At 74.4% G+C, this 23,038-nt stretch carries 23 protein-coding genes and 1 riboswitch; of the genes, 10 read left to right on the plus strand and 13 right to left on the minus strand.

The window, feature by feature from the left end; all coding sequences use genetic code 11:
- Nucleotides 1-116: 116 nt before the first annotated feature.
- On the minus strand, nucleotides 117-1,019 hold the full coding sequence (locus tag DNL40_RS09345) for an SDR family oxidoreductase (RefSeq protein WP_111251019.1): 903 nt from the start codon (nucleotides 1,017-1,019) through the stop codon (nucleotides 117-119).
- 72 nt (nucleotides 1,020-1,091) lie between these two features.
- On the opposite strand from DNL40_RS09345, the gene DNL40_RS09350 reads away from it, so the two are divergent.
- Together DNL40_RS09350 and DNL40_RS09355 are read left to right on the plus strand one after the other, a co-directional pair.
- Nucleotides 1,092-1,625, plus strand: a complete 534-nt coding sequence (locus tag DNL40_RS09350) for a low molecular weight protein-tyrosine-phosphatase (RefSeq protein WP_281268451.1) — start codon at nucleotides 1,092-1,094, stop codon at nucleotides 1,623-1,625.
- An 18-nt stretch (nucleotides 1,626-1,643) separates the two neighbouring features.
- A complete protein-coding gene (locus DNL40_RS09355) occupies nucleotides 1,644-2,177 on the plus strand; it encodes a GNAT family N-acetyltransferase (RefSeq protein ID WP_111250973.1) in 534 nt (177 codons plus the stop codon).
- Between the two features lie 28 nt (nucleotides 2,178-2,205).
- On the opposite strand, the gene DNL40_RS09360 is transcribed toward DNL40_RS09355, so the two are convergent.
- The 5 genes from DNL40_RS09360 to DNL40_RS09380 all read right to left on the minus strand — a co-directional run bounded on the left by DNL40_RS09360 (nucleotide 2,206) and on the right by DNL40_RS09380 (nucleotide 8,000).
- Nucleotides 2,206-3,417 (minus strand): alpha/beta hydrolase, encoded by a 1,212-nt coding sequence (locus DNL40_RS09360; RefSeq protein WP_111250974.1) that lies wholly within the window; start codon nucleotides 3,415-3,417, stop codon nucleotides 2,206-2,208.
- A complete protein-coding gene (locus DNL40_RS09365; RefSeq protein WP_111250975.1) occupies nucleotides 3,414-4,484 on the minus strand; it encodes a TIGR03885 family FMN-dependent LLM class oxidoreductase in 1,071 nt (356 codons plus the stop codon). The genes DNL40_RS09360 and DNL40_RS09365 overlap by 4 nt, the downstream gene beginning before the upstream one ends.
- A gap of 71 nt (nucleotides 4,485-4,555) precedes the next feature.
- The gene (locus tag DNL40_RS09370; RefSeq protein ID WP_111250976.1) at nucleotides 4,556-6,319 is read right to left on the minus strand and encodes an alpha-amylase family protein; all 1,764 of its coding nucleotides are present in this window, start codon (nucleotides 6,317-6,319) and stop codon (nucleotides 4,556-4,558) included.
- A 122-nt stretch (nucleotides 6,320-6,441) separates the two neighbouring features.
- Nucleotides 6,442-7,260: a Nif3-like dinuclear metal center hexameric protein gene (locus tag DNL40_RS09375; protein WP_111250977.1), complete on the minus strand. Its 819-nt coding sequence runs from the start codon at nucleotides 7,258-7,260 to the stop codon at nucleotides 6,442-6,444.
- Between the two features lie 95 nt (nucleotides 7,261-7,355).
- Complete coding sequence (locus DNL40_RS09380; protein WP_111250978.1) at nucleotides 7,356-8,000, minus strand: DnaJ family domain-containing protein; 645 nt, start codon at nucleotides 7,998-8,000, stop codon at nucleotides 7,356-7,358.
- A gap of 162 nt (nucleotides 8,001-8,162) precedes the next feature.
- Here DNL40_RS09380 and DNL40_RS09385 point away from each other — a divergent pair, with 162 nt between their 5' ends.
- The gene (locus tag DNL40_RS09385) at nucleotides 8,163-9,332 is read left to right on the plus strand and encodes an aminotransferase class I/II-fold pyridoxal phosphate-dependent enzyme (RefSeq protein WP_111250979.1); all 1,170 of its coding nucleotides are present in this window, start codon (nucleotides 8,163-8,165) and stop codon (nucleotides 9,330-9,332) included.
- Nucleotides 9,333-9,374: 42 nt separating this feature from the next.
- Here the strand turns inward: DNL40_RS09385 and DNL40_RS09390 are convergent, their stop codons facing one another.
- On the minus strand, nucleotides 9,375-10,049 hold the full coding sequence (locus DNL40_RS09390; protein ID WP_111250980.1) for a PAS and ANTAR domain-containing protein: 675 nt from the start codon (nucleotides 10,047-10,049) through the stop codon (nucleotides 9,375-9,377).
- 339 nt (nucleotides 10,050-10,388) lie between these two features.
- Here DNL40_RS09390 and DNL40_RS09395 point away from each other — a divergent pair, with 339 nt between their 5' ends.
- The 3 genes from DNL40_RS09395 (at nucleotide 10,389) to DNL40_RS09405 (ending at nucleotide 12,670) form a co-directional block, all read left to right on the plus strand.
- Nucleotides 10,389-11,258 carry a glucose 1-dehydrogenase gene (locus DNL40_RS09395; protein WP_111250981.1) on the plus strand — a complete coding sequence of 290 codons (870 nt, stop codon included), beginning with the start codon at nucleotides 10,389-10,391 and terminating at the stop codon, nucleotides 11,256-11,258.
- A 199-nt stretch (nucleotides 11,259-11,457) separates the two neighbouring features.
- Entirely contained in the window at nucleotides 11,458-11,868 is a 411-nt protein-coding gene (locus DNL40_RS09400) for a DUF6098 family protein (RefSeq protein WP_218926029.1), read from the plus strand.
- 28 nt (nucleotides 11,869-11,896) lie between these two features.
- On the plus strand, nucleotides 11,897-12,670 hold the full coding sequence (locus DNL40_RS09405) for an endonuclease/exonuclease/phosphatase family protein (protein WP_111250983.1): 774 nt from the start codon (nucleotides 11,897-11,899) through the stop codon (nucleotides 12,668-12,670).
- Nucleotides 12,671-12,695: 25 nt separating this feature from the next.
- Here the strand turns inward: DNL40_RS09405 and DNL40_RS09410 are convergent, their stop codons facing one another.
- From DNL40_RS09410 to DNL40_RS09430, 5 genes are all read right to left on the minus strand, one after another.
- The gene (locus DNL40_RS09410; protein WP_111250984.1) at nucleotides 12,696-13,895 is read right to left on the minus strand and encodes a zinc-dependent alcohol dehydrogenase; all 1,200 of its coding nucleotides are present in this window, start codon (nucleotides 13,893-13,895) and stop codon (nucleotides 12,696-12,698) included.
- Nucleotides 13,896-14,071: 176 nt separating this feature from the next.
- On the minus strand, nucleotides 14,072-14,254 hold the full coding sequence (locus tag DNL40_RS09415; protein ID WP_111250985.1) for a hypothetical protein: 183 nt from the start codon (nucleotides 14,252-14,254) through the stop codon (nucleotides 14,072-14,074).
- Between the two features lie 113 nt (nucleotides 14,255-14,367).
- The gene (locus DNL40_RS09420) at nucleotides 14,368-14,871 is read right to left on the minus strand and encodes a nuclear transport factor 2 family protein (protein WP_179951016.1); all 504 of its coding nucleotides are present in this window, start codon (nucleotides 14,869-14,871) and stop codon (nucleotides 14,368-14,370) included.
- Nucleotides 14,868-15,419, minus strand: a complete 552-nt coding sequence (locus DNL40_RS09425) for a DUF2231 domain-containing protein (RefSeq protein WP_245885805.1) — start codon at nucleotides 15,417-15,419, stop codon at nucleotides 14,868-14,870. The genes DNL40_RS09420 and DNL40_RS09425 overlap by 4 nt, the downstream gene beginning before the upstream one ends.
- A 170-nt stretch (nucleotides 15,420-15,589) precedes the next feature.
- Nucleotides 15,590-15,829, minus strand: a complete 240-nt coding sequence (locus DNL40_RS09430; RefSeq protein WP_342766642.1) for an ABC transporter permease family protein — start codon at nucleotides 15,827-15,829, stop codon at nucleotides 15,590-15,592.
- A 368-nt stretch (nucleotides 15,830-16,197) separates the two neighbouring features.
- On the opposite strand from DNL40_RS09430, the gene DNL40_RS09435 reads away from it, so the two are divergent.
- On the plus strand, nucleotides 16,198-16,701 hold the full coding sequence (locus DNL40_RS09435; protein WP_111250987.1) for a DUF6328 family protein: 504 nt from the start codon (nucleotides 16,198-16,200) through the stop codon (nucleotides 16,699-16,701).
- A 53-nt stretch (nucleotides 16,702-16,754) separates the two neighbouring features.
- Here DNL40_RS09435 and DNL40_RS09440 read toward each other — a convergent pair whose 3' ends face one another.
- On the minus strand, nucleotides 16,755-17,051 hold the full coding sequence (locus DNL40_RS09440) for a CBU_0592 family membrane protein (RefSeq protein ID WP_111250988.1): 297 nt from the start codon (nucleotides 17,049-17,051) through the stop codon (nucleotides 16,755-16,757).
- 169 nt (nucleotides 17,052-17,220) lie between these two features.
- On the opposite strand from DNL40_RS09440, the gene DNL40_RS09445 reads away from it, so the two are divergent.
- The 3 genes from DNL40_RS09445 to gcvP all read left to right on the plus strand — a co-directional run bounded on the left by DNL40_RS09445 (nucleotide 17,221) and on the right by gcvP (nucleotide 22,965).
- A complete protein-coding gene (locus DNL40_RS09445) occupies nucleotides 17,221-18,126 on the plus strand; it encodes a LysR family transcriptional regulator (RefSeq protein ID WP_111250989.1) in 906 nt (301 codons plus the stop codon).
- Between the two features lie 90 nt (nucleotides 18,127-18,216).
- A complete protein-coding gene (locus DNL40_RS09450; protein WP_111250990.1) occupies nucleotides 18,217-19,614 on the plus strand; it encodes a lactate/malate family dehydrogenase in 1,398 nt (465 codons plus the stop codon).
- Between the two features lie 60 nt (nucleotides 19,615-19,674).
- Nucleotides 19,675-19,801: riboswitch (glycine riboswitch) on the plus strand.
- A gap of 158 nt (nucleotides 19,802-19,959) precedes the next feature.
- Nucleotides 19,960-22,965, plus strand: coding sequence for an aminomethyl-transferring glycine dehydrogenase (gene gcvP, locus DNL40_RS09455; protein ID WP_111250991.1), 3,006 nt, complete (start codon nucleotides 19,960-19,962; stop codon nucleotides 22,963-22,965).
- Nucleotides 22,966-23,038 lie beyond the last annotated feature (73 nt).

The raw sequence follows: 23,038 nt of genomic DNA on the forward strand, positions 1-23,038 counted from the left end.
TCATCGGTCCGAAGAGAATTCACTGTTCGGATCACCTCCCTTCTGATGTGGGCACGACGCTACGCCCGCCCGGCCGCACGGTCCACGCCTTTTCCCCCTGGCTGAACGGGGAATAGTCAGCGTGCGAGGTGCGCCCACTGGTCGGGGTAGTCGTCCAGCCAGCGGGCCAGGGAACGGGCCGGCCGGCCCACCAGGTGCTCGACGTCGTCGGAGACGTGCGCGAGCTCGCCCGCCGCGATCGCGGTGTACGAGGTGACCCACCCTTCGACCACCTGCGGCCCGACGTCGTACCCGGACCGGGAGGCGTACGCCTCTTCGAGCGTCTCGGGCTCGTACCGCACCGGCCGTCCGGTCACCGAGGTGAGCACCTCGGCCACCTCCGCGAGGGTGAGCGCCTCGGGGCCGGTGAGCTCGTACACCCGGCCGTCGTGCCTGCGGGCGCGCTCGTCGAGCAGGACGGCGGTGGCGACGTCGGCGACGTCGTCGTGCGACACCGACGCCACCCGCCCCTCGCCGGCCGGCCCACGGATCACGCCGTCAGGCCCCACGAACAGGGTCAGCGCGTGGTGGTAGAGGTTGTCGCGCAGGAACGTCCACCGCAGCCCCGAGGCGCGCACGTGCTCCTCGGTGGCCCAGTGGTCGCGGGCGAACGTGAACACGGCGTCCGGCGCGGCCCCCGCGAACGAGGTGTAGACGACGCGCTCGACGCCGGCCGCCACGGCCGCGTCCACCACGGCACGGTGCTGGGCCACGCGGTCGGGCCCCTCCCGCCCGCTGACCAGGAACACGGTCGTGGCACCGTCGAACGCCCGCCGCAGCCCCTCGCCGTCGGCGTACGAGCCGATCACGGCTTCCTGCGCCTCCGGCAGCCGGCCGCCGTCGGGCAGCCGCGGCATCCGGGCGGGATCACGCCCCACGAGCCGCTGTCGCGCGCCCTCGGCGGCGAGCCGCAGCGCCAGCCGTGCACCGAGCCGGCCGGTCGCCCCCGTCACTGCCACGATCTCGTCACCACGGCCCATGCCCACACGCTAGGCCGACCACGGGAGCGCCGCCCGGCCGCGCGACCACGGGCGGGCGGGGAGAATGCACGGGTGACCTACCGTGTGATGACCGTCTGCACCGGGAACATCTGCCGCTCCCCCATGGCCGAGATCGTGCTGCGCCAGGCCCTGGACGCCGCGGGGCTGCACGACGTCGTGGTGGACTCCTCCGGCGTGAGCGACGAGGAGCGCGGCAACCCCGTGGACCGCCGCGCACGACGCGTGCTCGCCGCGCACGGCTATCCCGTGGGCGACGGCCACCGGGCCCACCAGGTGACGGCCGACGAGGTGGCCTCGCGCGACCTGCTGCTGCCCATGACCGCCCACCACGCCCGGGCGCTGCGGCGGCTCGCCGCCGCCCCCGACGGGACGGCCGGCCCCGAGATCCGCATGTTCCGCTCCTTCGACCCCGACGCCCCGCGCGTCGGCGACGGTCACAGCGAGCACCTGCTCGACGTCGACGACCCCTGGTACGGCGGCATGGAGGACTTCGAGGCCTGCCTGGCCGAGATCGAGGCCGCCGTGCCCGGCGTCGTCGAGCACGTGCGCCACGAGCTGGAAAAGCGTTCCTCAGCACCCGCCTGACGGGAGAGGATCTGCCACATGACGTACACGGTCCGGCGCGTGCGCGCCGACGAGTGGCAGGCCGTCAAGGCGCTCCGTCTCCAGGCGCTCGCGGACCCCGACGCCCACCTCGCGTTCCTGGAGAGCTACGAGGACGGCGTCGGGCACCCCGACGACTACTGGCGTGGCCGCGCCAGCGGCAGCGCCGACGGCGGCACCGCGGCCCAGTACGTCGCGGCGGACGAGGACGGCCGCTGGGTGGGCAGCGCCACCGGCCTGCTCGAGGAGGCCGGCACCCAGGACTGGGAGGGCAACGCCGTCGAGCAGCGCCAGGTGCACATGGTGGGCGTGTGGTTGCACCCCGACCACCGGGGCCGCGGCCTGATGCAGCGGCTCGCCGACGCGGTCGTCACCTGGGGCGCCGAGCAGGGCGTCGAGCGGGTGCGGCTGTACGTCCACGCGGACAACGCCCGCGCGCAGGGCGCCTACCGCAAGGCCGGGTTCGCGCCGTCGGGCGAGAGCTTCACCGGCAAGGTCGGCGCCGAGCTGGAGATGGTGCGGGCGCTGGCGTAGCGACGGGCTGGTCGGCGCGGGGCCGGGCTCAGCCCCGGCCCCGCGGCCGCCGGCCCTCCCGCGACGACGGCCACCACGCCCGCAGCCGGGTCCGCAGCCGGCCGCCCAGCCCGGCGGCAGCGGGCGCGTCGTCGTCCGGCTCCGGGGCCGACGGCGCCACGTACGCGCGGAACCAGCGCTCCGTCTCCTGCCACACCCGCTCGCGTACCTCGGGCGCGGAGAGCGTGACGTCGTGCAGCGCCCCGTCCAGGCGCACCAGCGTGATCACCGAGCCCAGGTTCGGCACCCGGCGGGCCACACCGCGCACGTTGAGCACCGAGTCCGTCCGCATCATCTCCGGCTGCCACCGCACCGGCGGGGTCGAGCGGGCCGAGAGCAGCACCAGGATCGGGACGTCGATGGACAGGCCGTGGGCCACCTGGTCGTGCCCGCTGAACACGGCGGCCAGCCACGCCGGTGTGGCCCTCCATCCCGCGTCGGGCCGCCACGCGGCGTCGAACTCCCACTCGCCGTCGTACCGCGAGGAGATGGACCGCACGTAGAAGCCCTGGTCCAGGTTGATGAGGGTGCTGCGCGGTGCGACGGTGGCCTGCGCGCGGATGCCCGGCTCCAGCACGCGGCGCCCCAGCTGGCGGGTCTGGAACTCCAGCCAGGGGCTGTTGAGCACCAGCGCGTCCGCCCGCCCCGGGTGCCGGTGCGCCCACAGGGACAGCGTCAGGCCGCCCGTCGAGTGCCCCATGACCACGAGCCGCCGCCGGGTGGCGCGCACCGGGCCGTGCCCCATGACGCGCAGCGCCGCCGCGATCTCCTCGTCGTACGTGTCGAGGCCCGTCACGAACCCCGGCGTCTGGTGCGGGCGCAGGCTCCGCCCGTACTTGCGCAGGTCCAGGGCGTGGAACCGGACGCCCAGGCCCTCCCAGAAGTCCGCCAGGTGCGCCTGGAAGAAGTAGTCCACCCAGCCGTGCACGTACAGCAGGTCCACGCCGGCGTCCGGCGCGGCCGACCCCGCCCGGGCCTCCGCCGGCGCGACCCCGGGAGCGCCCCGAGCACCCGAGGGTTGTGCGCCGGAGCGTCCCTCGGCCGCCGAGTCCTCGTGGCGGCGGCGCACCAGCGTCGCCACCACCTCCCCCTCGTCGTCCGGCTCCAGCGGCAGGGTCAGGCGCTCGAACCCGGGCAGCACGTCGGGCTCCCACCCCGGGGCGGTGCCGTGCTCCTCCTCCAGGCCGGTCGTGTCGGTCACGCCCCCGACGCTAGGCCCGAGCCGCCCACGGCGCCCGCAGCACCCGCCGTCCCGCCCAGGGCGCCGGCGGAGCCCGCCGGCCCGGCCGTGCTCGTGACGCCGCGCACCGCTGGCAGCACGTGCTCCGCGCACGCCGCGACGAACCGCTCCTGCACGTCCAGGTCGGCCGAGACGTGGTGCAGGTACACGCGGTCCGCGCCGACGTCCAGGAGGGACAGCAGGTAGTCGGTCAGCCCCTCCAGCGAGTCGGTCACGTGCACCACCTCGCGCACCTCCTCGACACCGATCCCGGCCGACGCCTCCTCGAACGCCTGCGGCGTCGGCAGGTCGGCGAGCTGCTGCGGCGAGACGGCGTTCGCGCTCCACTGCTCCACCGCCGTGCGCTCCGCCACCCCCAGGTCCTGGTCCCACGACAGGTGCACCTGCACCGACAGGTCCCCACGGCCACCAGCCTCGCGGTACGCGCCGAACATCTCCCGCAGCGTCTCCAGCGGCTGGTTGGTGGTGATCAGACCGTCTGCCCACGCGGCGTGCGACACCGCCGTCTCGATCGTGATCGCCGGGCCCACCAGCATCGGCGGCACCTCGGGCAGCGTCCACAGGCGGGCCTCGTGCGCGGTGACGTGCCCCTCGTGCGTCACCTCCTCGCCCGCCAGCAGCGCCCGCATCACCCGCACGCTCTCGCGCAGCCGCTCGTCCCGGTCCGCCTTGGGCGGCCACGGGTCACCCGTCACGTGCTCGTTGAGGTTCTCCCCCGAGCCCGGTGCCGCCCACACGCGCCCCGGGTACATCGCCGCCAGGGTGCCCAGGGCGTGCGCCAGCACCACCGGGTGGTACCGCTGCCCCGGCGCGGTGACCGTGCCGAAGGTCAGGCGCGACGTCGTCGCCAGCGCCGCCCCCAGCCACGACCACGTGAATCCCGAGTGCCCCTGCGCCCGGCTCCACGGAGCCAGGTGGTCGGAGCACATCGCGGCGTCGAACCCCGCCTCCTCCGCGCGCTGCACCGCGCGCAGCAGGTCGCTCGGGTGCATCTGCTCGTGGGAGGCGTGGAAGCCGATGATCGTCATGCGTCCCTCCAGGGTCGGGGGTGTGGTGCGGGGATCGGGTGGTCGCTGCCGGGGCCGGTGTCCGACGCCGGTCAGCGGGGCACGTCGTGCCAGGCGTGGTCGCGGGGGCGCAGCCAGCGGTAGCCGTACCCGCTCAGCTGCACGCGAGGGCAGCGCTCGCCGTCCGGCCCGCTCGCCACGGTGGCCCGCGCGTACGGGTGGTCGGCCAGGACGTCGACCAGCGCGCCGTCGTCGGCCTCGGGACGCCCGTCGTCCCCGACATGCCCGGCGCCGGCCGGCGCCGGGCCCAGGTGCAGCGTCACCTCGACGTCCTCGTCCGCGAGGTTGGCGAGCATGATCACCGACGACGACTCGTGCACGTAGCGCAGCGCGAGCACCGTGGTGACCTCCTCGTCACCGGGCCCCGTCACGCGCACCGGCTCGGGCTCCGCCAGGCCGGTCTCCCGCAGGCCCAGACGGGCCCGGATCATGTCGCCCACACGGCTCAGCAGCGAGTCGCCCCGCACCGTCTGGTCGTACACGTTGACGTTCTCGTACGAGTACGGGCCCTCCGAGACCACGGGCGCCGCCAACGACCCCGGGTCCGCCTGGGAGAACCCCCCGTTCGGGCCGTCCGTCCACTGCATCGGCGTGCGCACCGCCTCGCGCTCCGGCAGGGACAGGTCGTCGCCCATGCCGATCTCGTCGCCGTAGCGCAGCACCGGCGGGCCCGGCAGCGAGAACAGGACGGCGTGGGCCAGCGCGACGCGGCGCACGTCCCCGTCCAGCATCGGCGCCAGCCGCCGCCGGATGCCGCGCCCGTACAGGCGCATCCGGCGGGTGGGTGCGAACGCCCGCAGCACCTCGTGGCGCTCCGCCTCCGTCAGCTGCTCCAGGTCCAGCTCGTCGTTGTTGCGCAGCCACTGCGCGTACTGCGCGTGCCGGGGCGGTCGAGGCTGCTGCTCCAGCGCCCGCACCAGAGGGCTGGCGTCACCCCGGGCCAGCGCCAGGAAGAGGTGGTTGTTGAGCCAGAAGTCGAGCAGCATCGTCATGCCGTCGCCCTCGCCCGTGTCCCGGGTGCCGAAGTAGTCGGCGTACGCCTGGGGCTCCACGTCCACCTCGCCCAGCAGCACGGCACCGCTGCTCTGGGAGCTGACGACGTCGCGCATCTCGCGCACCAGCCACTGGCCGTCCTCGCCGTGCTCCGGGCGGTCCGGCGCCTGCGCAGCCCGCTCCACCATGAACGGCACCGCGTCCACCCGGAACCCGGAGACGCCCATGCGCAGCCAGAACGTCATGATGCGCTCCAGCTCGTCGCGCACCCGCGGGTTGTCCAGCGCGAGGTCCGGCTCGAACGAGTAGAACGTGTGCCGGTAGAACTGCTGCGCCTCCTCGTCCCACGTCCACACGCCGTCCTCGACGTCGGGGAACCTCGGCTCCACGCTCGTCGCGGTGGGCTCGTCCGCCCACACGTAGTAGTCGCGGTACGGGCTCTTGCGGTCGTGCCGCGCCTCCTGGAACCAGCGGTGCTGGTCCGAGGTGTGCTGGCACACCAGCTCGACCAGCACGTGGATGCCCAGCTCGTCCGCGGCCTCGAGCAGCCGCGCCATGTCGGCGAGGTCCCCCAGCCGCGGGTCCACCGCGAGGTGGTCGGCGACGTCGTAGCCACCGTCGCGGAACGGCGAGGTGTAGAAGGGCAGCAGCCACAGCGCCGTGGCCCCCAGCCCTCGCAGGTAGTCCAGCCGCTCCGTCATGCCGCGCAGGTCGCCCCAGCCGTCGCCGTCCGAGTCGAAGTACAGGCGCGGGTCCGCCTGGTAGATCACCGCGTTCCCGTACCAGGAGCTGCGTACGCTCACCCGGCCCCCTCGTCTGCCCGTGCGTCCTCGGCGCCTCGCGCCGTGCTCCGGACGACGCTAGGAAACGCAGCGGTCACTCGCAGGTCAGGTGGCGGGCGCGACCCGGTGGTGCCAGGAGGCTGCTAGAGGGTGCGGAAGGTGTCCGGCGTCGGCACGAACCGCACCGGGACGTGGATGCCGGCGGCGGTGAGCACCCCTGGCAGCCAGTCCGCCACCGCCGCCATGCCGGCCTGCTCGCTGGGCACGTGACCCACCACGACGAGGCCCTTGCTCACCCCCGCTGCCACGGCGTCGACGGCGTACCCGCCCGTCTCCCACTCGTGCACCTCCCCGGCCACCACGACGTCGACGTCGTCGCGCCGCAGGAGCGCACGGTTGCGGGCCGCACCGCGGAACCCCAGGTCGAGGCCCACGCGCTCCACCACGGCCTGCGGGTCGCCCACGTACCGCAGTGCCGTCGCCCCCAGCGTGGCCGCCACGTGGCGGGCCAGGTCCCCGAGCGTGGTGGGCGGCACCGTGGCCAGGGACAGGCCCTCGGCCGCCGGGCCCGGGTCGAGCACCCAGCCCAGCGCCGCCGCCGTCGCGGCGTCCACGGCGTCGGGGCACACGTCGTGCCACTGGTCGTGCAGGTGCCAGACGACGAGGCCCCGCTCGGCGACCAGCGCCCGCTTGCCGAGGTACACGGGGTCGGCCTCGGCCTCGAGGTCGGTCCGCGCGGCGTCGGCGTGGTCGTAGTAGAGCGGCTCGTGGGTGATCACCAGGTTCGTGCCTGCGCCGGCAGCCCGGCGCAGGACGTCGCTCGTGGCCGTCATGGTGACGGCGACCCCGGTGACGGGCGTGGCCGGGTCACCGTCGAGGAACGTGTCCACGGTGCGCTCGCGGACGGGCGCGGGGATCGCGGCACGGACGGCGTCGACGACGTCAGCGGCGGTGGCGGTCACACGGACCACCGTAGGGCCGCCCAGCGTAGGCGCGTGTCTCGGGCCGGGCGTGTCCCGCGACGTGCCCCGGCGCCCGTCGCCTCATGCTCGTCGTCTCACGCCCGCCGCCACCACCGACGGCGCGACCGGGCCTCGGGTGCGGCAGCGCCGCCGTCGGACCGCGACGCCGCGCCGGCCCCGGGGGCACCGCCCGGCACGGGCAGGCCGGCCGCAGCCCGGCGCTCGCGCCACGCGGCGACCTCGGCCTCGACGTCCCGCGTCGGCGTCACCACGGGCGGGCCGCCCCGGAGCTGGCGGCGTGCGTCCACCATGCGGGCGTTGAACTCCTCGAGGATCTCCCGCACCCGCGCCTCCGTGGGCTCCCGGTCCAGGGTCGCGTGCATGGCCCGGCTCTCCGCCCGGAGCTGGGCCGAGGGGAGCACGCCTGTGATCTGCTCTCGCTCCACCAGGCTCTTGAGCCACCAGTCCGGGTCGTGCGTCCCACTGATGCCCGGGATGGGCTTGCCGGCCAGCGGCAGGTCGTCGAACTCGCCCCGCCGCACCGCCTGGTCGATCACCGTGTCGATGAAGCGCTGCCGGTCCCCCGGCACGGGCGTGTACCGCGGGCGGGGCGGTTCCTCGTCGTCGTCCTCGCGCGGCGCCGGGGCAGGCAGCCCCTGTTCGCTGCGCTCACGGTCGGCCTCGCGGTCGACGCGGTACTGCGCCGCGCGGCGGACCGGGTCGTCCTCAGGCTCGCCCATGCGTCCACGTTAACGACCGCACCCCCTCACCGCCGCCGGGCACCGAGGTGGTGGGCGGCGCGCGGCACCGGGGGCGGTCGAGGAAGCCTCGTGGCCGGTCGGTCCCCGGCCGAGAGCGGACGCGCGCCGCCTGCGCCTGCGGGGCACGGGCATGATGGGCGCATGAAGGTCTCGCGCCGCTCCCTCGTGCCCCCGTTCGCCGTGATGGAGATCTTGGCGGCCGCCAACGAGCGCCGCGCGCTGGGCCGCGACGTGCTGAACCTGTGCGCGGGCGAGCCGTCCACCGGGGCGTCCGACGTCGTGCGGGAGCGGGCGATCGAGCTGCTGCGCGCCGGGGACCTGGGGTACACGGAGGCGATGGGCGTGCCGGCGCTGCGCGCCGAGATCGCGGAGCACTACCGGCGCTGGTACGACGTCGAGGTGGACCCGGCGCGGATCGCGGTGACCACCGGGTCGAGCGGCGGGTTCGTGCTCGCCTTCCTCGCGGCGTTCGAGGTCGGGGACCGTGTGGCTCTGGCTCGCCCGGGGTACCCGGCGTACAAGAACATCCTCGCGGCGCTGGGCTGCGAGGTGGTGGAGCTCGACTGCGGGCCCGAGACGCGGTACCAGCCCACGGTCTCGCAGCTCATGGAGGCGTACTACGAGGGTGGGCTGGACGGGTTGATCGTGGCGAGCCCGGCCAACCCGACGGGCACGATGATCGCTCCGGGGGAGCTGGACGCGATCGCGCGCTGGTGTGCGGAGCACGACGTCCGCCTGATCAGCGACGAGATCTACCACGGCATCACGTACGGCGACGATGTACAGACTGCTACAGCCGCGATGTACAGCGAGCAGGGCGCCGTCGTCGTCAGCTCGTTCTCCAAGTACTGGGCCATGACGGGCTGGCGGCTGGGGTGGCTGGTGCTGCCCGAGGAGCTCGTGGCTCCCGTGGGCGCCCTCGCGGGGAACGTGGCCCTCTCTCCCCCGGCGCTCGCGCAGCACGCGGGCGTGGCCGCCTTCACCACCGAGGGGTACGCGGCAGCCGCTGCCAACGTGGAGCGGTACGCCACCTCCCGCGCGGCGCTGCTGGAGCGTGCGGACGAGCTGGGCTGGCGTCCCGTCGCTCCCGCCGACGGCGCCTTCTACCTCTACGGCAACATCGCGGCGAGCGGGCTCGACTCGATCGCGTACTGCGCCCGCCTGCTGGAGGAGGCCGACGTCGCGATCACCCCCGGCACCGACTTCGACGGCGTGCACGGCCACGAGTGGGTGCGCCTGTCGTTCGCCGCAGCACCCGACGTCGTGGCGCGGGCGGCGGACCGCATCGTGGCCTGGCAGGCGCAGCTCTAGGCGGCCGGGCCCGCGAGCGTCCGGCGTGGCCGGCGCCCGGGGTCAGCCCTCCGCGGGCGGGGGCTCCGGGTCGGCCAGGAACTGCTCGATCTCCTGCGCCGTGGGGAACTTCTCGCGCCCAGGACGGCTGAACCAGCGCACGAGCCAGTCGGCGAGGTCCCGCACCGCGATGTTGAGCGTGTTCGACGCCAGGCGCAGGCGCTGGAACGCCTCCTCGCCGTCCACCGAGTAGGCCACCATGAGCACGCCCTTGGCCTGCTCGATCGCGGCGCGGCGCTCCGCCGAGGCCAGGATGGAGCGGGTTGCCTCGCGCTGGGCCACCTCCCGCTGCGCCTCGGTGACGTCGATGAAGTAGCCGATGAGCTCGACGACCTGGCCGGTGTCCGGGTCCTTGCGGCCTTGGCCGGTCACGGCGAGGGTGCGGACCTTGCCCTGGGCGTCGTAGATGCGGTGCACCGAGCTGAACGCGTCACCGGTCGACGCGGCCTCGCGGAGCACGCCGTCGACCCGCGCCCTGTCCTCAGGGTGCTTGTGCGAGAGCATCATCTCGGTGGTGGGGACCACCTCGCCGGGCCGGAACCCGTGCATGGCGAAGACCTCGTCCGACCAGGCCCACCGGCCGGTGGCCAGGTCGAGCCGGTAACGACCCACCGGTGGCTGCTCCCCCGAGGCCAGCGCGGCCTCCACGGCCTCGTCGAAGGGCGCACTCTCGTTCACGATGGTCGTCTCCCTCGATGGGTCGTGAATAAAGGGGCCTGTTCTCGACTCCCGCTCCGGTGCGGCACCGCCGCCTCCGCCACGACGCGCCGATGCGGATCACGGCTCGTCGGATCGAACCTTAGTTCACTCTTGACAGCCCGGCGACGCCACGACCTGCGGTTTTACCGGTTCCGAAAAGCCGCCCGCAGGGAAAGGGCTCCCCACCTGCGACGGAGTTCTTCACGGCCCCGGAGGGGACTCGTGAAACTCCTTCACCCACGTGCGAGCGGGATGCCTCCTGCCTACGGTGCACGGAGGTCGAGGAGAGGCCAGACGACGTCCGACACGGAGGCTTCGATGTCCAGCCAGCCCGACTCCCCCGCCTTCCCCGCCCAGCAGCAGGAGCCACCCGGCCACACCGGCGACATGACGCCGCGACCGGACCACGGTGAGACCAGCTACGAGGGCTCGGGCAAGCTCGTGGGCCGCCACGCCCTCGTCACGGGCGGCGACTCGGGCATCGGTCGCGCCACCGCCATCGCGTTCGCGCGCGAGGGCGCCGACGTCGCCATCAGCTACCTCCCCGAGGAGGAGGCGGACGCGCAGGAGACGGCGCAGTGGATCGAGAAGGCCGGCCGCAAGGCCGTTCTGCTCCCCGGCGACATCCGCGACGAGGCCACCGCCCGCGAGGTCGTGGACCGTGCGGCCTCGGAGCTGGGCGGCCTCGACGTGCTCGTCAACAACGCCGGCTTCCAGATGGCTCGCCGCGAGTCGGTCGAGGACATCGCCACCGAGGACCTCGACCGCGTCTTCAAGACCAACCTCTACGCGCTGTTCTGGATCACCCAGCAGGCCCTCAAGCACCTGGGCGAGGGCGGCGCCATCGTCAACTGCTCCTCCATCCAGGCGTACGACCCGTCCGGCACCCTGCTCGACTACGCGTCCACCAAGGCCGCGATCAACAACTTCACCGTCAACCTCGCCGCCGAGCTCGGCCCGCGAGGCATCCGCGTCAACGCCGTGGCCCCGGGCCCCATCTGGACGCCGCTGCAGCCAGCCACCCAGTACGAGGAGAAGGTGCAGAAGTTCGGGCAGGACACCCCGCTCGGCAGGGCCGGTCAGCCGGCCGAGCTCGCCCCCGCGTTCGTGTTCCTCGCCTCGAACGTCACCGCCTCCTACGTGTCCGGCACCGTGCTCGGCGTCACGGGCGGGCGCGCGGTGTTCTGAGGCAGCGTCCTCGGCAGCGCCCGAGGCAGCACAGCTCCGGTCCCTCACGGGGGAGGGACCGGACCCCGGCGGCGGCACCCGCCTCCGCCGGGCCGACGGCGGTCCCAGCAGCGGGACCGCCGTCGTCGTCCACAGGGACGGACCGCGCGACGCCGCGACCGCCCCGACCAGGAAAGAGGTGGGGGAGATGGGGAAGGCGATGACGCTTCCCGCGGTGGGATCGCTCGAGGAGCTGGCCGACCTGGCCCGGCGGAGCAGGCCGCTGTACGTGCGGTTCAGCGAGGGCCCGCAGGCCGACGCCGAGTGCGTCAGCCGTGACCACGAGTCGGGCTGCGCGATGCCCGGTCTCTCGGCCAACCCGCTCGACCCGGAACCGTGGTGGGACCGCCCCGTGATCGACTGGGTGGCGCGTCAGGTGGTGCAGTACGCCCACCTGGAACGAGGCTCCCGGTTCGCCTGGGTGCTCACCGGCACCGTGGTGGGGCGCGGCCCCGACTGCGAGCCGCTGCTCGCCGACATCGAGCCCGTGGCCGCCATCCCGAGCGACGTGGTCCGCGCCGCGCGCGACCGGTACGAGCACGTGTTCGACGCCGGGCAGGACGGCGCGTGAGCTCCGCCGGCCGCCCTCCCCTGGCGCGATGACTCGCCTCGTCACCTTCAACGTCCAGCACGGGCGCTCCCAGCACGACGGCCGCGTGGACCCGGCTCGCCTCGCCGACGCCGTCGTCGGGCTCGGCGGCGACGTCGTCGCGCTCCAGGAGGTGGACCGCTGGCAGCCCCGCTCCCTGGGGAGCGACCTGGCCCACGCCGTCGTCGAGGCCACCGGGGTCGTCGAGCACCGCTACCTGCCGGCGCTCGCAGGCCTCGTGTCCGGGCCGGGTGCCGCGCCCCGGCGCGCGCGCGGCGACGAGCCGCCGCACGTCCCCGCCTACGGCATCGCCCTGCTCTCCCGCCACCCGGTGCGCGAGTGGTGGCGGGTACGGCTGCCCGTGGCCACGCCCTGGCTCGGGCCGGTGCACCTCGGGCCGGACGAGCCGCGCGTCGCGCTGGCCGCCGTCGTCGAGACGCCGGACGGGCCGCTCACCGTGGTGGCCACGCACCTGTCGTCCTGGCGCCGCTGGAACCGCGTCCAGCTCCGCTGGCTGGCCCGGCACCTGCGGGCGGCCCCCCGCCCGCTCGTGCTGCTGGGTGACCTCAACGTCCCCGCCCCGGAGCCGGCGCGCATCACCGGCTGGCGCCCGCTGGTGCACGTGCCCACGTTCCCGCGCCACCGGCCGCGCACCACCATCGACCACGTCCTCGCCGACGGCGACGTCGAGGCCACGGGGCCCGCCCGGGCGGTCGACACCGGGGTGAGCGACCACCGTGCGGTCGTCGTCGACGTCGCCGTGGGCGGCGGGCTCCACCCCTGACGGGGGTACGGCTCACGCCCAGGGGTCACGCCCAGGGGTCGAGGACCACCTTGATGCAGCCGTCCTGCTTCTTCTGGAACATCTCGTAGGCGTCCGGCGCCTGCTCCAGCGGCAGCCGGTGCGTGCGCAGGTCCAGCACCCCCAGCGGGTCGGCCGGGTCCTGCACCAGCGGGAGCAGGTCGTCCACCCACCGGCGCACGTTCGCCTGGCCCATGCGGATCGTCACCTGCTTGTCGAAGAGCTGCATCAGCGGCAACGGGTCCTTCGCGCCCCCGTACACGCCGCTGAGCGACACGGTGCCTCCCCGGCGCACCGCGTCGATCGACGTGTACAGCGCCGCCAGCCGGTCCGTCGCCGCCTTCTCCGCCAGCGGTGCTCCCAGGGCGTCGGGCAGCAGGCCCACCGCCTTCTGCATCACCTCCGCACCCGGCGAGCCGTGCGCCTCCATGCCGACGGCGTCGATCACGCAGTCCGCACCCCGCCCGTCGGTGCACGAGCGGATCGCGTCCCCCACGTCACCGTCGGCCGCGTGCGACCCGTCCAGCACCTCGATCCCGTGCCGGGCCGCCATCGCGAGGCGCTCCGGCACCGGGTCCACGGCGATCACCCGCTCGGCACCCCGGTGCAGCGCGATGCGCGCCGACATCTGCCCGATCGGCCCCAGACCCAGCACCGCCACCGTGCTGCCCTGCTCCACGCCCCCGTACTCCACCGCCTGCCACGCCGTGGGCAGCACGTCCGACAGGTACAGGTAGCGCTCGTCCGGCTCGCCGTCGTCTGGCACCACGATCGGTCCGTAGTGCGCCTGCGGCACCCGCAGGTACTGCGCCTGGCCGCCCGGCACCGACCCGTACAGGCGCGTGTACCCGAAGAGCGCCGCCCCCTTGTCGTGCTCGTGCACCTGCGTGGTCTCGCACTGCGACTGCAGGCCGTGCGTGCACATCCAGCACCGGCCGCAGGAGATGTTGAACGGCACCACCACCCGGTCGCCCACCTGGAGGTCGCCGGCCGCCGGGCCCACCTCCTCCACGATCCCCATCGCCTCGTGACCCAGCACGTCACCGGTGTCCATGAACATGCCCAGCACCCCGTACAGGTGCAGGTCCGAGCCGCAGATCGCCGTGGACGTGACGCGGACGATCGCGTCGGTGGGCTCGACGATCTTCGGGTCCTCGACGTCCTCGACCGTGACGGTCTCGCGCTTGCGCCAGGTGAGTGCGCGCATGGTTCCTCCAGGGGTGCGGCACCGTCCGTGGTGCCGCTCGGGGTCGTTCGGTCGTGTCGTCCGGTCCGGTGGACCGGTCCGGTCGTCCTCGCCCGGGCGCTCCGGCGGGGACGACGACGGCCGGCCTCGGCGGTGTGCCGGCAGCCGGCCGTCGTCGGTCGCGAGCGGGTCGCGGCTCAGGCCTGGTCGCCGCTGCGCGGGTTGAGGTTCGCCGGGTCGGCGTCCGGGTCCTGCGGGGCGTCCGAGCCCACCTCGCCGCTCGCCGCGTCGCCGGTGCGCGGGTTGAGCGACTCCGGCTGGGCGTCCGGGTCCTCGTCGGGGTCGTAGCCGGTGCTCTCGGCTCCGGGCTGGTCGGTCATCGTGCCTCCTTCGGGTCGAACGTCGGCGCACCACGCACGGGGGCGCCGCTGCCTCGAACCTCGCACGGGGCGGGGGCACTCGCAGCGCACCGGTCGCCCGCCGGTGACTGCGGTCACCCGCCCTGGTGGCGCCCGTGGCCGGTGCTGCGGCGCGCGCCGTCGTCTCCTGCCGGCCGCGGGGCGTCGACCGCACCGTCCGGCGCCTCGTGCGCCTCGTGCTCGCCCTCCCCGTCGACGGCATAGGCGATCGTCTGCGCGACGATGCGCCCGTCGCGCACCACGAACGAGTCCGTGCCGTCGTGGATGCGAGCCTCGGGGGCCGTGGCGCTCCACCGGAGCATCCCGTACTCCCCCGTGGTGACGAGGTCGTGGTACCGGTACGAGGCGTGGTCCACGTACGTGCGCAGCACGTCTGCGAGCCGGCGCACGCCGTCCAGGCCGTGGTTGACGCCCTCGCCCCACGAGATCAGGGCGACGTCGGGCGCGTAGTTCTCCGCCAGGTCGCGCTCGAGGTCCCCGGCCCGGCGGCACACCAGGTGCGCCTCGAGCACCTCACGGGTGCTGCGCGCGGCGGGGCCGGGCTCGTCGTGGGTGCCGCCGGCCGGGGTGCCGCTCACGGAGCGCTGGAGTCGGGCTCGCTGCGCGCCAGGGTCAGGTGGCCGCCCAGGTAGCCGCTGGCGGTGACGACGACGCCGGCCGCCAGGCTCACGGCCACCCCCGCCTTGGTGTGCCCCCGCCGGCGCAGCAGCCACGAGACGGCGTAGGTGCCCCCGGCCACGGCGTTGAGCACGGCGTGGACCGCGCCCACACGGCTGGATCGCCTGCTGCGCAGCCCCGCCCAGTCGGCCAGGCCGGTCAGCGCGGTGGGCGCCACCAGCAGCACCCCGGCACCGATCAGCCGGCGCGAGGCCACGGCGTGCTTCTCCGCGCCCGTGAGGTCGAGCAGCGTGGCACCGATCCAGGCGCCCAGCGGGGCGTCGGTCATGATGGGGTGGACGGCGTGGCCCAGCGAACGGCCCCGCAGCTCTTCCAGGAGCCGCCCGGAGGGCAGCACGGTGGCGGCCACGGCCTGCAGCCGCTCGGTCAGGGCGTCCAGGCCCGTGTTCTCCTCCAGCCGCTCCGTCAGGCGGGCGGGCGGCGGGGTGGGCATGTTCTCGACGGTCACGGTGCTCCTCCGGTCCGTCGCGCTGGGCCCCTGGTCTCGAGGCCGCCGCGCGGTGTCACGCTGCTGCGCCACGGCGGCGCAGGCCGGCAGCGTAAGGACGGTCCGGTGCCGCTCGCACGTGCTCGGCACACCGTCGCCGGGCCGCTCTCCCGGCCCGGCGACGGCGGGCGTCAGCCCTTGGAGCCGGTGGTCGAGATGCCCTGGACGAAGTACCGCTGACCGAGGAAGAACAGCAACGGCTCCCGGGGCAGGCCCAGGAAGAACTGACGCAGGAGGAAGACGTAGAACGCGCTGCCGAACAGGTTCCCCGCCCACAGGGGCACGTTGGTACCCACCAGCCCGAGCTGGTTCCAGATGAGGAACGTGGGGATCAGCGTCACCGCGCCGGGCAGCATCATGGTGGCGAGCACAGGGCCGAACAGCGGCCCACGGCCCCGGAACCGGAAGTGCGCGAAGCCCCACGAGCGCGCTGGAGACCGTGACGGTCACCGCCGCCACCACTAGCACCCGCACCCGGCGGGGCCGGCGCCGGCCGCGCGAGAGCCGCGCCGTCGTGCGGGCACGCCCCGGCGGCAGGCCCGGGTCCGGGGTCGCCGGGTCCGCGAAGGTCAGCGGGGTCGAGGTCATCGCTGCATGTCTCTCGGCCGAAGACGCCACATGATGCGCTCGGTCAACAATGCTCGCACTCTGGGCGCCGGCGGCGCCCCCGGGGCGGCCGGGGCGCTAACGTCACGGGCACGGTCCGGGCGGGACCGTGGGCACTGTGCAGGGAGGCACCATGTCGGACGACTCGGTGGTAGGTCCGGGACCGGGCTCAGGTCACCAGCAGGGGCGCGCCGAGACGCCGGAGGAACGCTCGGACCGCAACTGGAACGAGCTGCTGCAGGAGCTGCGCGTCATGCAGACCGGGGTGCAGATCCTCACCGGGTTCCTGCTGACGCTGCCGTTCCAGCCGCGCTTCGCGGAGCTGACGGCCTACCAGCGGGGCGTGTACCTGGTGCTCGTGCTGCTCTCGGCGGCCACGACGGGGCTGGCGATCGCGCCCGTGGCGATGCACCGTCACCTGTTCCGCCGTCACATGAAGCCCCGGCTGGTGACGTCGGCCGACAGGATGACGCGGGCGGCGCTGGTGCTGCTCACGCTCGTCGTGGCGGGGGTGGTCAGCCTGGTGTTCGACGTCGTGGTGGGGCACGGCGCGGGGCTGGTGGTGGGCGGTGTCGCGCTGGTGGCGCTGCTCGCCCTGTGGACGGTGCTGCCGGCGCTGGTCCGACGGCGGCGCTGACAGCCGTCGGACCAGCGTCAGGGAGCGGGCGCCCCGGGTGGCCCGGGCAGCCGTCAGGCGGCGAGGTCGAACGCGGCCCGGCGGGCGGCGGCCCGCTCCTGGTGGCGCTTGCGCAGGATGGTGAGGGTGGCGTGGGCGCCGATGACGATCCAGGCCACGTTGGCCGCGGCGGAGGGCCAGACGCCGTTCACGGCCGCCACGAGGAACATGGCCGTGGCGCCGCCCAGGTTGGTGAGCTGGAAGGCGAAGGAGCCAGCACCCCAGCGGCCCTTGCTGACCATGCCGTAGGCGACGATCCCGGCGACCGCGCCGACCCAGCCGAGGACGGTGATGAGAGTGATCAGCGACACGTGAGACTCCGGGCAGAGACAGCGGGCGCACGCCCGCGGAGGGGAAAAGGTGGAGGTTGTCGCCTCGCAGGTTCTCCCCAGAGGGTCCTGCTGCGCGTGCGACTATCGTGCAACACGTTTCGGTTCAGTGCAATCGAATAGTTGTTGAGACGGGATGTAGGATCGCTTCATGGCCACCGACCCCCGTCGACTCTCCTTCCTGCTCGCCGTCCACCGCGCCGGAGGGGTGCTCGCGGCCGCCGAGCTCATGCACGTCACGCCGTCGGCGGTGTCCCAGCAGATCGCCCGTCTGGAGGCGGAGGAGGGCTTCCCGGTCCTCGATCGCGGGCCCCGTGGCGTCACCCTCACGCCGGCCGGCCGGGTGCTCGCCGAGGCCGCCGAGCGCATCGAGTCCGAGCTGGTCGAGGCCCGTCAGGCCATCGCGGCCCTGGGCGACGGCGTCTCCGGTCAGGTGAAGATCGGTGCCTTCCAGACGGCGATCCGCGCCGTGGTCGCGCCCGCCCTCGCCCCCCTCTCCGAGCGGTTCCCCGCCGTCGAGATCGACGTGCGCGAGCACGAGCCCGCCGACTCGCTGCGGATGCTGCGGGCCGGCGACCTCGACGTCGTGCTGCTCGAGCGCGACGCCGAGGTGGACACCGCTGCCCCGCGCGGCTCGCACGACGTACCGCTCGTGGACGAGCCGTGGCGTCTGGTGATCCCGGTGGGCATGCCGGTCCCGGAGAAGCTCGACGACCTCGCCGAGCTCACCTTCGTGGCCGGGGAGCGCGGCACGGCCGCCGACCGCGCGCTGCAGCGCGTGGCGCGCTCGCTCGGCACCACCATCACCACCCGCCACTCCACCTACGACTTCGACACCGCCCTCGCCCTCGTGGCCGCCGGGCAGGGAGTGGCGTTGCTGCCGGCCCTCGCGTTCGAGGGCGGAGTGACCGAGAACCTGCAGGTGGTGCGGCTCGCGGGGCTGGGCGCCCGCCGGCTGTACGTGCGCCACCGCGCTACCCGTCACGAGCCCAGCCCGGCCGTGCGCGCCGTCGTCGACGTCATGGTGGAGGTGGCGAGCCAGCTCGAGCTCGCCTGACCCGGCTCCTGGCTGCGCCCGGCTGCGGCCGGCCCGCGGCCGGCCGAGCCGGCCCCCGGCCCAGGTCACGCTGCCCGTAGGCTCTGCCGCATGGACGTCGCGGTGCTCGGTGCCACGGGGGACGTCGGCCGGCAGGTGTGCACGCAGCTCATCGCCGGCGGTCTGCTGACCCCCACCTCTCGCCTCCAGCTCGTCGGCCGGCCCGACGGCGGCAGCCGCAGCGCCGCGTTCGGCCTGCGGGCAGACCTGGTCGACGCGTTCGACGAGCGCGCCCCGCTCATCGACGTGGCCCTGCAGCCCGACGACGTCGTGGCCGACGCCGTCGTCGCCACCGCGGGCCGCACCGCTCCCGCCAAGGTGGGCGTCAGCGGCGACCGCGCCGCCCTCGCCGCGGACAACCTCGAGGTCTTCCGGTCCTACGCCCGGTCCCTGGCACGCCACGGGTCCGGCAAGGAGGTCGTCATCGTGGTGACCAACCCGGTGGAGCTGGGCGTGGCCGTCATGGCCGAGGCGCTCGGCCGGCACCGGGTGATCGGCATGGGCGCCTGGCTCGACACGCTGCGGTTCCGCCGCGAGATCGCCGTCTCCCTCGGGGTGCGCCGTCACCGCGTGGGCGGGTTCGCCGGCGGGGAGCACGGCCTGCGCGCCGTCCCGCTGTGGTCCACCGTGCGCATCGCCGGTCTCGACGAGGCCGAGCGCCGTGCCGCCGTCGCGCACCTGCGCGGGGGCCGGACGCTCGACGCGCTGCCGGCCGAGGTCGCCGCCGCCAAGGACCTGCTCGACGACGTCGCCGCGCGCGACGTCGGGGAGGCGTTCGCGCAGGTGGACGCCATGCCCGCCGACCTCCGCGTCATCACGCGGCCCTGGATGACGCACCAGTCGGGCGCCAAGACGGCGTCCTCCACCGCTGCCGCGACCGTGGACCTGGTGCGCACGCTGCTCGACGGCCGCGACATCGTGGTGGCCGGGCAGGTCGCGCTCGACGGCGAGGTGCCGGTGCCCGGCCGGGTGCTGGGCGTGCCCGTCATCCTGGGTCCCGAGGGCTGGTCGCGCGTGGTGCTCGACCCGCTGGCCGACGACGAGGAGCGCCTGCTCACCGCGTCCGGCGAGGCCGTGGACGCCATGCTCCACGGGCTCGGCGTGCTCCCGCCCGAGGTCGAGGACCCGGTGGTGGGCCACGCGGCGGCGACTCCCCCGGACGTGGCGCCGGGCGCCGAGCCGCGCTGGGAGGTCGAGGTGGAGGTGCGTGCGGCCGACGAGATCGGCACGGTGGCCATGCTCACCAGCGTGTTCGCCTCCCGTGGCGTGGGCGTCGAGTCCCTCGCCACCACCTCGTCCGCCGATGGTGCTGGTGGTGCTGACGGTGCCGGCGGGGCGGGCACCGTGGTGGTCGCGTTCCGCGCGGGTGGGCGCCGGGCGCGCGACATCCAGCGCACCCTGGAACGTCTGGCTGCCGTGCGGCACGTCGTGGTGCGCCGCGGCGTGTGACCTGCCCGACACACGGCACCGCTAGACTCCCCACCACGCAGTACCCAGCACGACGCCGCTCGAACCACGACGGGAGAGTCCGGCGGACCGGCGCCCACCGTCGTCCTCGGTGGGCAGCGGGCCGACGGCGCCGAAGGAGCAAACCCCTCCCCGGGAATCTCTCAGGCCCCCGTACCGTCGTGGCGAGGCAACTCTGGAAAGAGGCCGTCGCGCCGCAGCGCCCCGGGCGCCGCGACGAGGCGGCCCACCGACGGTGCAAGCCGGCGCGCCCCGTAGGCGGACCGGCAAAACTCTCAGGTCGACGCGGCCTGCCAGGAGCCTCCGGGCCCGGGCGGGCAGGGTCCGATGACAGAGCGGGGAGGGACAACGCAGTCCCCGCCACGCCGCCTCACCGACCGGAGCGTCCCTGTGAACGCCAGCCACTCCCCCGCGCCGGGCTTCGACCCCGACCTCTTCGCCGACCGTCACATCGGGCCGGGCGGCTCGACCGGCCGCGAGGTGGCCACGATGCTCGCCCAGCTCGGCTACGACTCGCTCGACGCCCTGGTCGACGCCGCCGTGCCCGCGCAGATCCGCACGCAGCGCCCCCTCGACCTGCCGGCCGCGCGCACCGAGCCGCAGGTGCTGGCCCACCTGCGCGAGATCGCGGCGAAGAACCAGGTCAAGCGCCAGATGATCGGCCTGGGCTACTACGGCACGCACACGCCTGCGGTGATCCGCCGCAACGTGCTGGAGTCCCCCGCCTGGTACACGGCCTACACGCCGTACCAGCCGGAGATCAGCCAGGGCCGGCTGGAGGCGCTGCTCAACTTCCAGCAGGCGGTCGAGGACCTCACGGGCCTGGAGATCGCCGGAGCGTCCCTGCTGGACGAGGCCACGGCCGTCGCCGAGGCCGTCGCCCTGATGTGGCGCGCGTCCAAGGCGAAGACCGGGTACGTGGTGCTCGACGCCGACCTGTTCCCGCAGACCCTCGCCGTCACGCGGGGGCGGGCCGAGGCGATCGGGCTGCCCGTCGTCGTCACCCGGGTCGACGGCGGCCTGGCCGCGGGCCTCGAGGCGTTCGTGGCGGCGGGTGGCACGCTGCCCGACGGCGACCTCGTCGGCGTGGTGCTGCAGCAGGCCGGTGCCTCGGGCCGGGTGCTCGACGCGCGCCCGCTTGTCGCGGAGGCCAAGGAGCGCGGTGCGCTGGTCACCATGGCGACCGACCCGCTGGCCCTGACGCTGCTGGTCTCCCCCGGCGAGCTGGGGGTCGACGTCGCGGTCGGCTCGGCGCAGCGGTTCGGCGTCCCCCTGTTCTACGGCGGCCCCCACGCCGCGTACATGGCGGTGCGCAAGGGCCTGGAGCGGCAGCTCCCCGGCCGTCTCGTGGGGGTGTCGGTCGACGCCGACGGCGCCGCCGCCTACCGCCTGGCCCTCTCGACGCGCGAGCAGCACATCCGCCGCGAGAAGGCCACGAGCAACATCTGCACCGCGCAGGCGCTGCTGGCGATCGTGGCCTCGATGTACGCCGTCTACCACGGCCCAGACGGGCTGAAGGCGATCGCCGAGCGGGTCCACGCGCGTGCCGTCGCCCTCGCTGAGGGTCTGCGTGCCGCGGGGGTCGAGGTGGAGCACGACGTCTTCTTCGACACCGTGCGGGCCGTCGTCCCGGGCTGCGCCGACGACGTGGTCGCCGCCGCTGTCACCGCCGGGTACAACCTGTACAAGGCTGACGCGGACCACGTACAGATCGCCTGCGACGAGACCACCACCCCGGCCGACGTCGTCGCCGTGCTGGAGGCGTTCGGCGCCGAGGCGCAGAGCCACCACGGGCCCGCGGACGCCGCCGAGCGCGTGGTCTCCGTCCTCCCTGACGGCCTGCGCAGGGCGACGCCGTTCCTCACGCACCCGATCTTCCGGATGCACCGGTCCGAGACCGCGATGCTGCGGTACCTGCGCCGGCTCTCGGACAAGGACCTGGCGCTGGACCGCACGATGATCCCCCTGGGCTCGTGCACGATGAAGCTGAACGCGACCGCCGAGATGGAGGCCATCAGCTGGCCCGAGTTCGCGGACCTGCACCCGTACGTGCCGGCCGACCAGGCTCGCGGCTACGCGGAACTCGTCTCGACGCTCGAGGCGCAGCTCGCGGAGATCACGGGGTACGCGGCCGTGTCGGTGCAGCCGAACGCGGGCTCGCAGGGGGAGTTCGCGGGGCTGCTGGCGATCAAGGGCTACCACCGTTCGCGGGGGGACGACGCGCGGGACATCGTGCTGATCCCGGCGTCGGCGCACGGCACGAACGCGGCCTCGGCGGCGCTGGCCGGCCTGCGGGTCGTCGTGGTGGCGACGGCGGGTGACGGCTCGATCGAGCTGGACGACCTGCGTGCCAAGCTGGAGCAGCACGGCCCGCAGGTGGCGGCGATCATGATCACGTACCCCTCGACGCACGGCGTGTACGAGGAGCATGTGCGCGAGGTCTGCGGCCTTGTACATGAGGCGGGTGGTCAGGTGTACATCGACGGGGCGAACCTCAACGCGCTCGTCGGCCTGGCCAGGCCGGGAGAGCTCGGCGGCGACGTCTCGCACCTGAACCTGCACAAGACGTTCTGCATCCCCCACGGCGGCGGCGGGCCCGGCGTCGGCCCCGTCGCGGTCGCTGAGCACCTGGTGCCGTTCCTGCCGGGCGACCCCACCCCGGCCGCCGGCGGTGCGGACGCGGCCGTGGCCCCCGTGAGCGCCGCCCCGCACGGCTCGGCGGGCATCCTGCCGATCTCCTACGCGTACGTGGCGCTCATGGGCCCCGACGGGCTCACCGAGGCCACGAAGACGGCCGTGCTGGTGGCCAACTACGTGGCCAGCCGCCTCCAGGAGCACTTCCCCACCCTGTACACGGGCCCGAACGGCCTGGTGGCGCACGAGTGCATCCTCGACCTGCGCCAGATCACGGCCGAGACGGGCGTGACGGCCGAGGACGTGGCCAAGCGCCTCATGGACTACGGCTTCCACGCCCCGACGCTGGCGTTCCCGGTGCCGGGCACCCTCATGGTGGAGCCCACCGAGTCCGAGGACCTGGCGGAGCTCGACCGGTTCGTCGACGCGATGGTGGCCATCCGGGGCGAGATCGACGCCGTCGGCGCCGGCACGTGGCCGCGCGAGGACAACCCGCTGCGCAACGCCCCGCACACCGCGGCCTCCGTGACGGCGGACGACTGGGACCACCCGTACCCGCGGGAGCTCGCGGCGTTCCCCGTGGCGAGCCTGCGCGGCGGCAAGTACTGGCCGCCGGTGCGGCGCATCGACGGCGCCCGCGGCGACCGCAACCTGGTGTGCGCGTGCCCGCCGATCGAGGCCTTCGCCGAGACCCCCTGACCCGTTTCCGCTGTGGGCGGGAGACTCGCCGCAATCCCGGCGGGATTGCGGCGAGTCTCCCGCCCACAACATC

It is taken from the genome of Xylanimonas oleitrophica, from assembly GCF_003244315.1.
In the GTDB taxonomy this organism is placed as follows: Bacteria; Actinomycetota; Actinomycetes; order Actinomycetales; family Cellulomonadaceae; genus Xylanimonas_A; species Xylanimonas_A oleitrophica.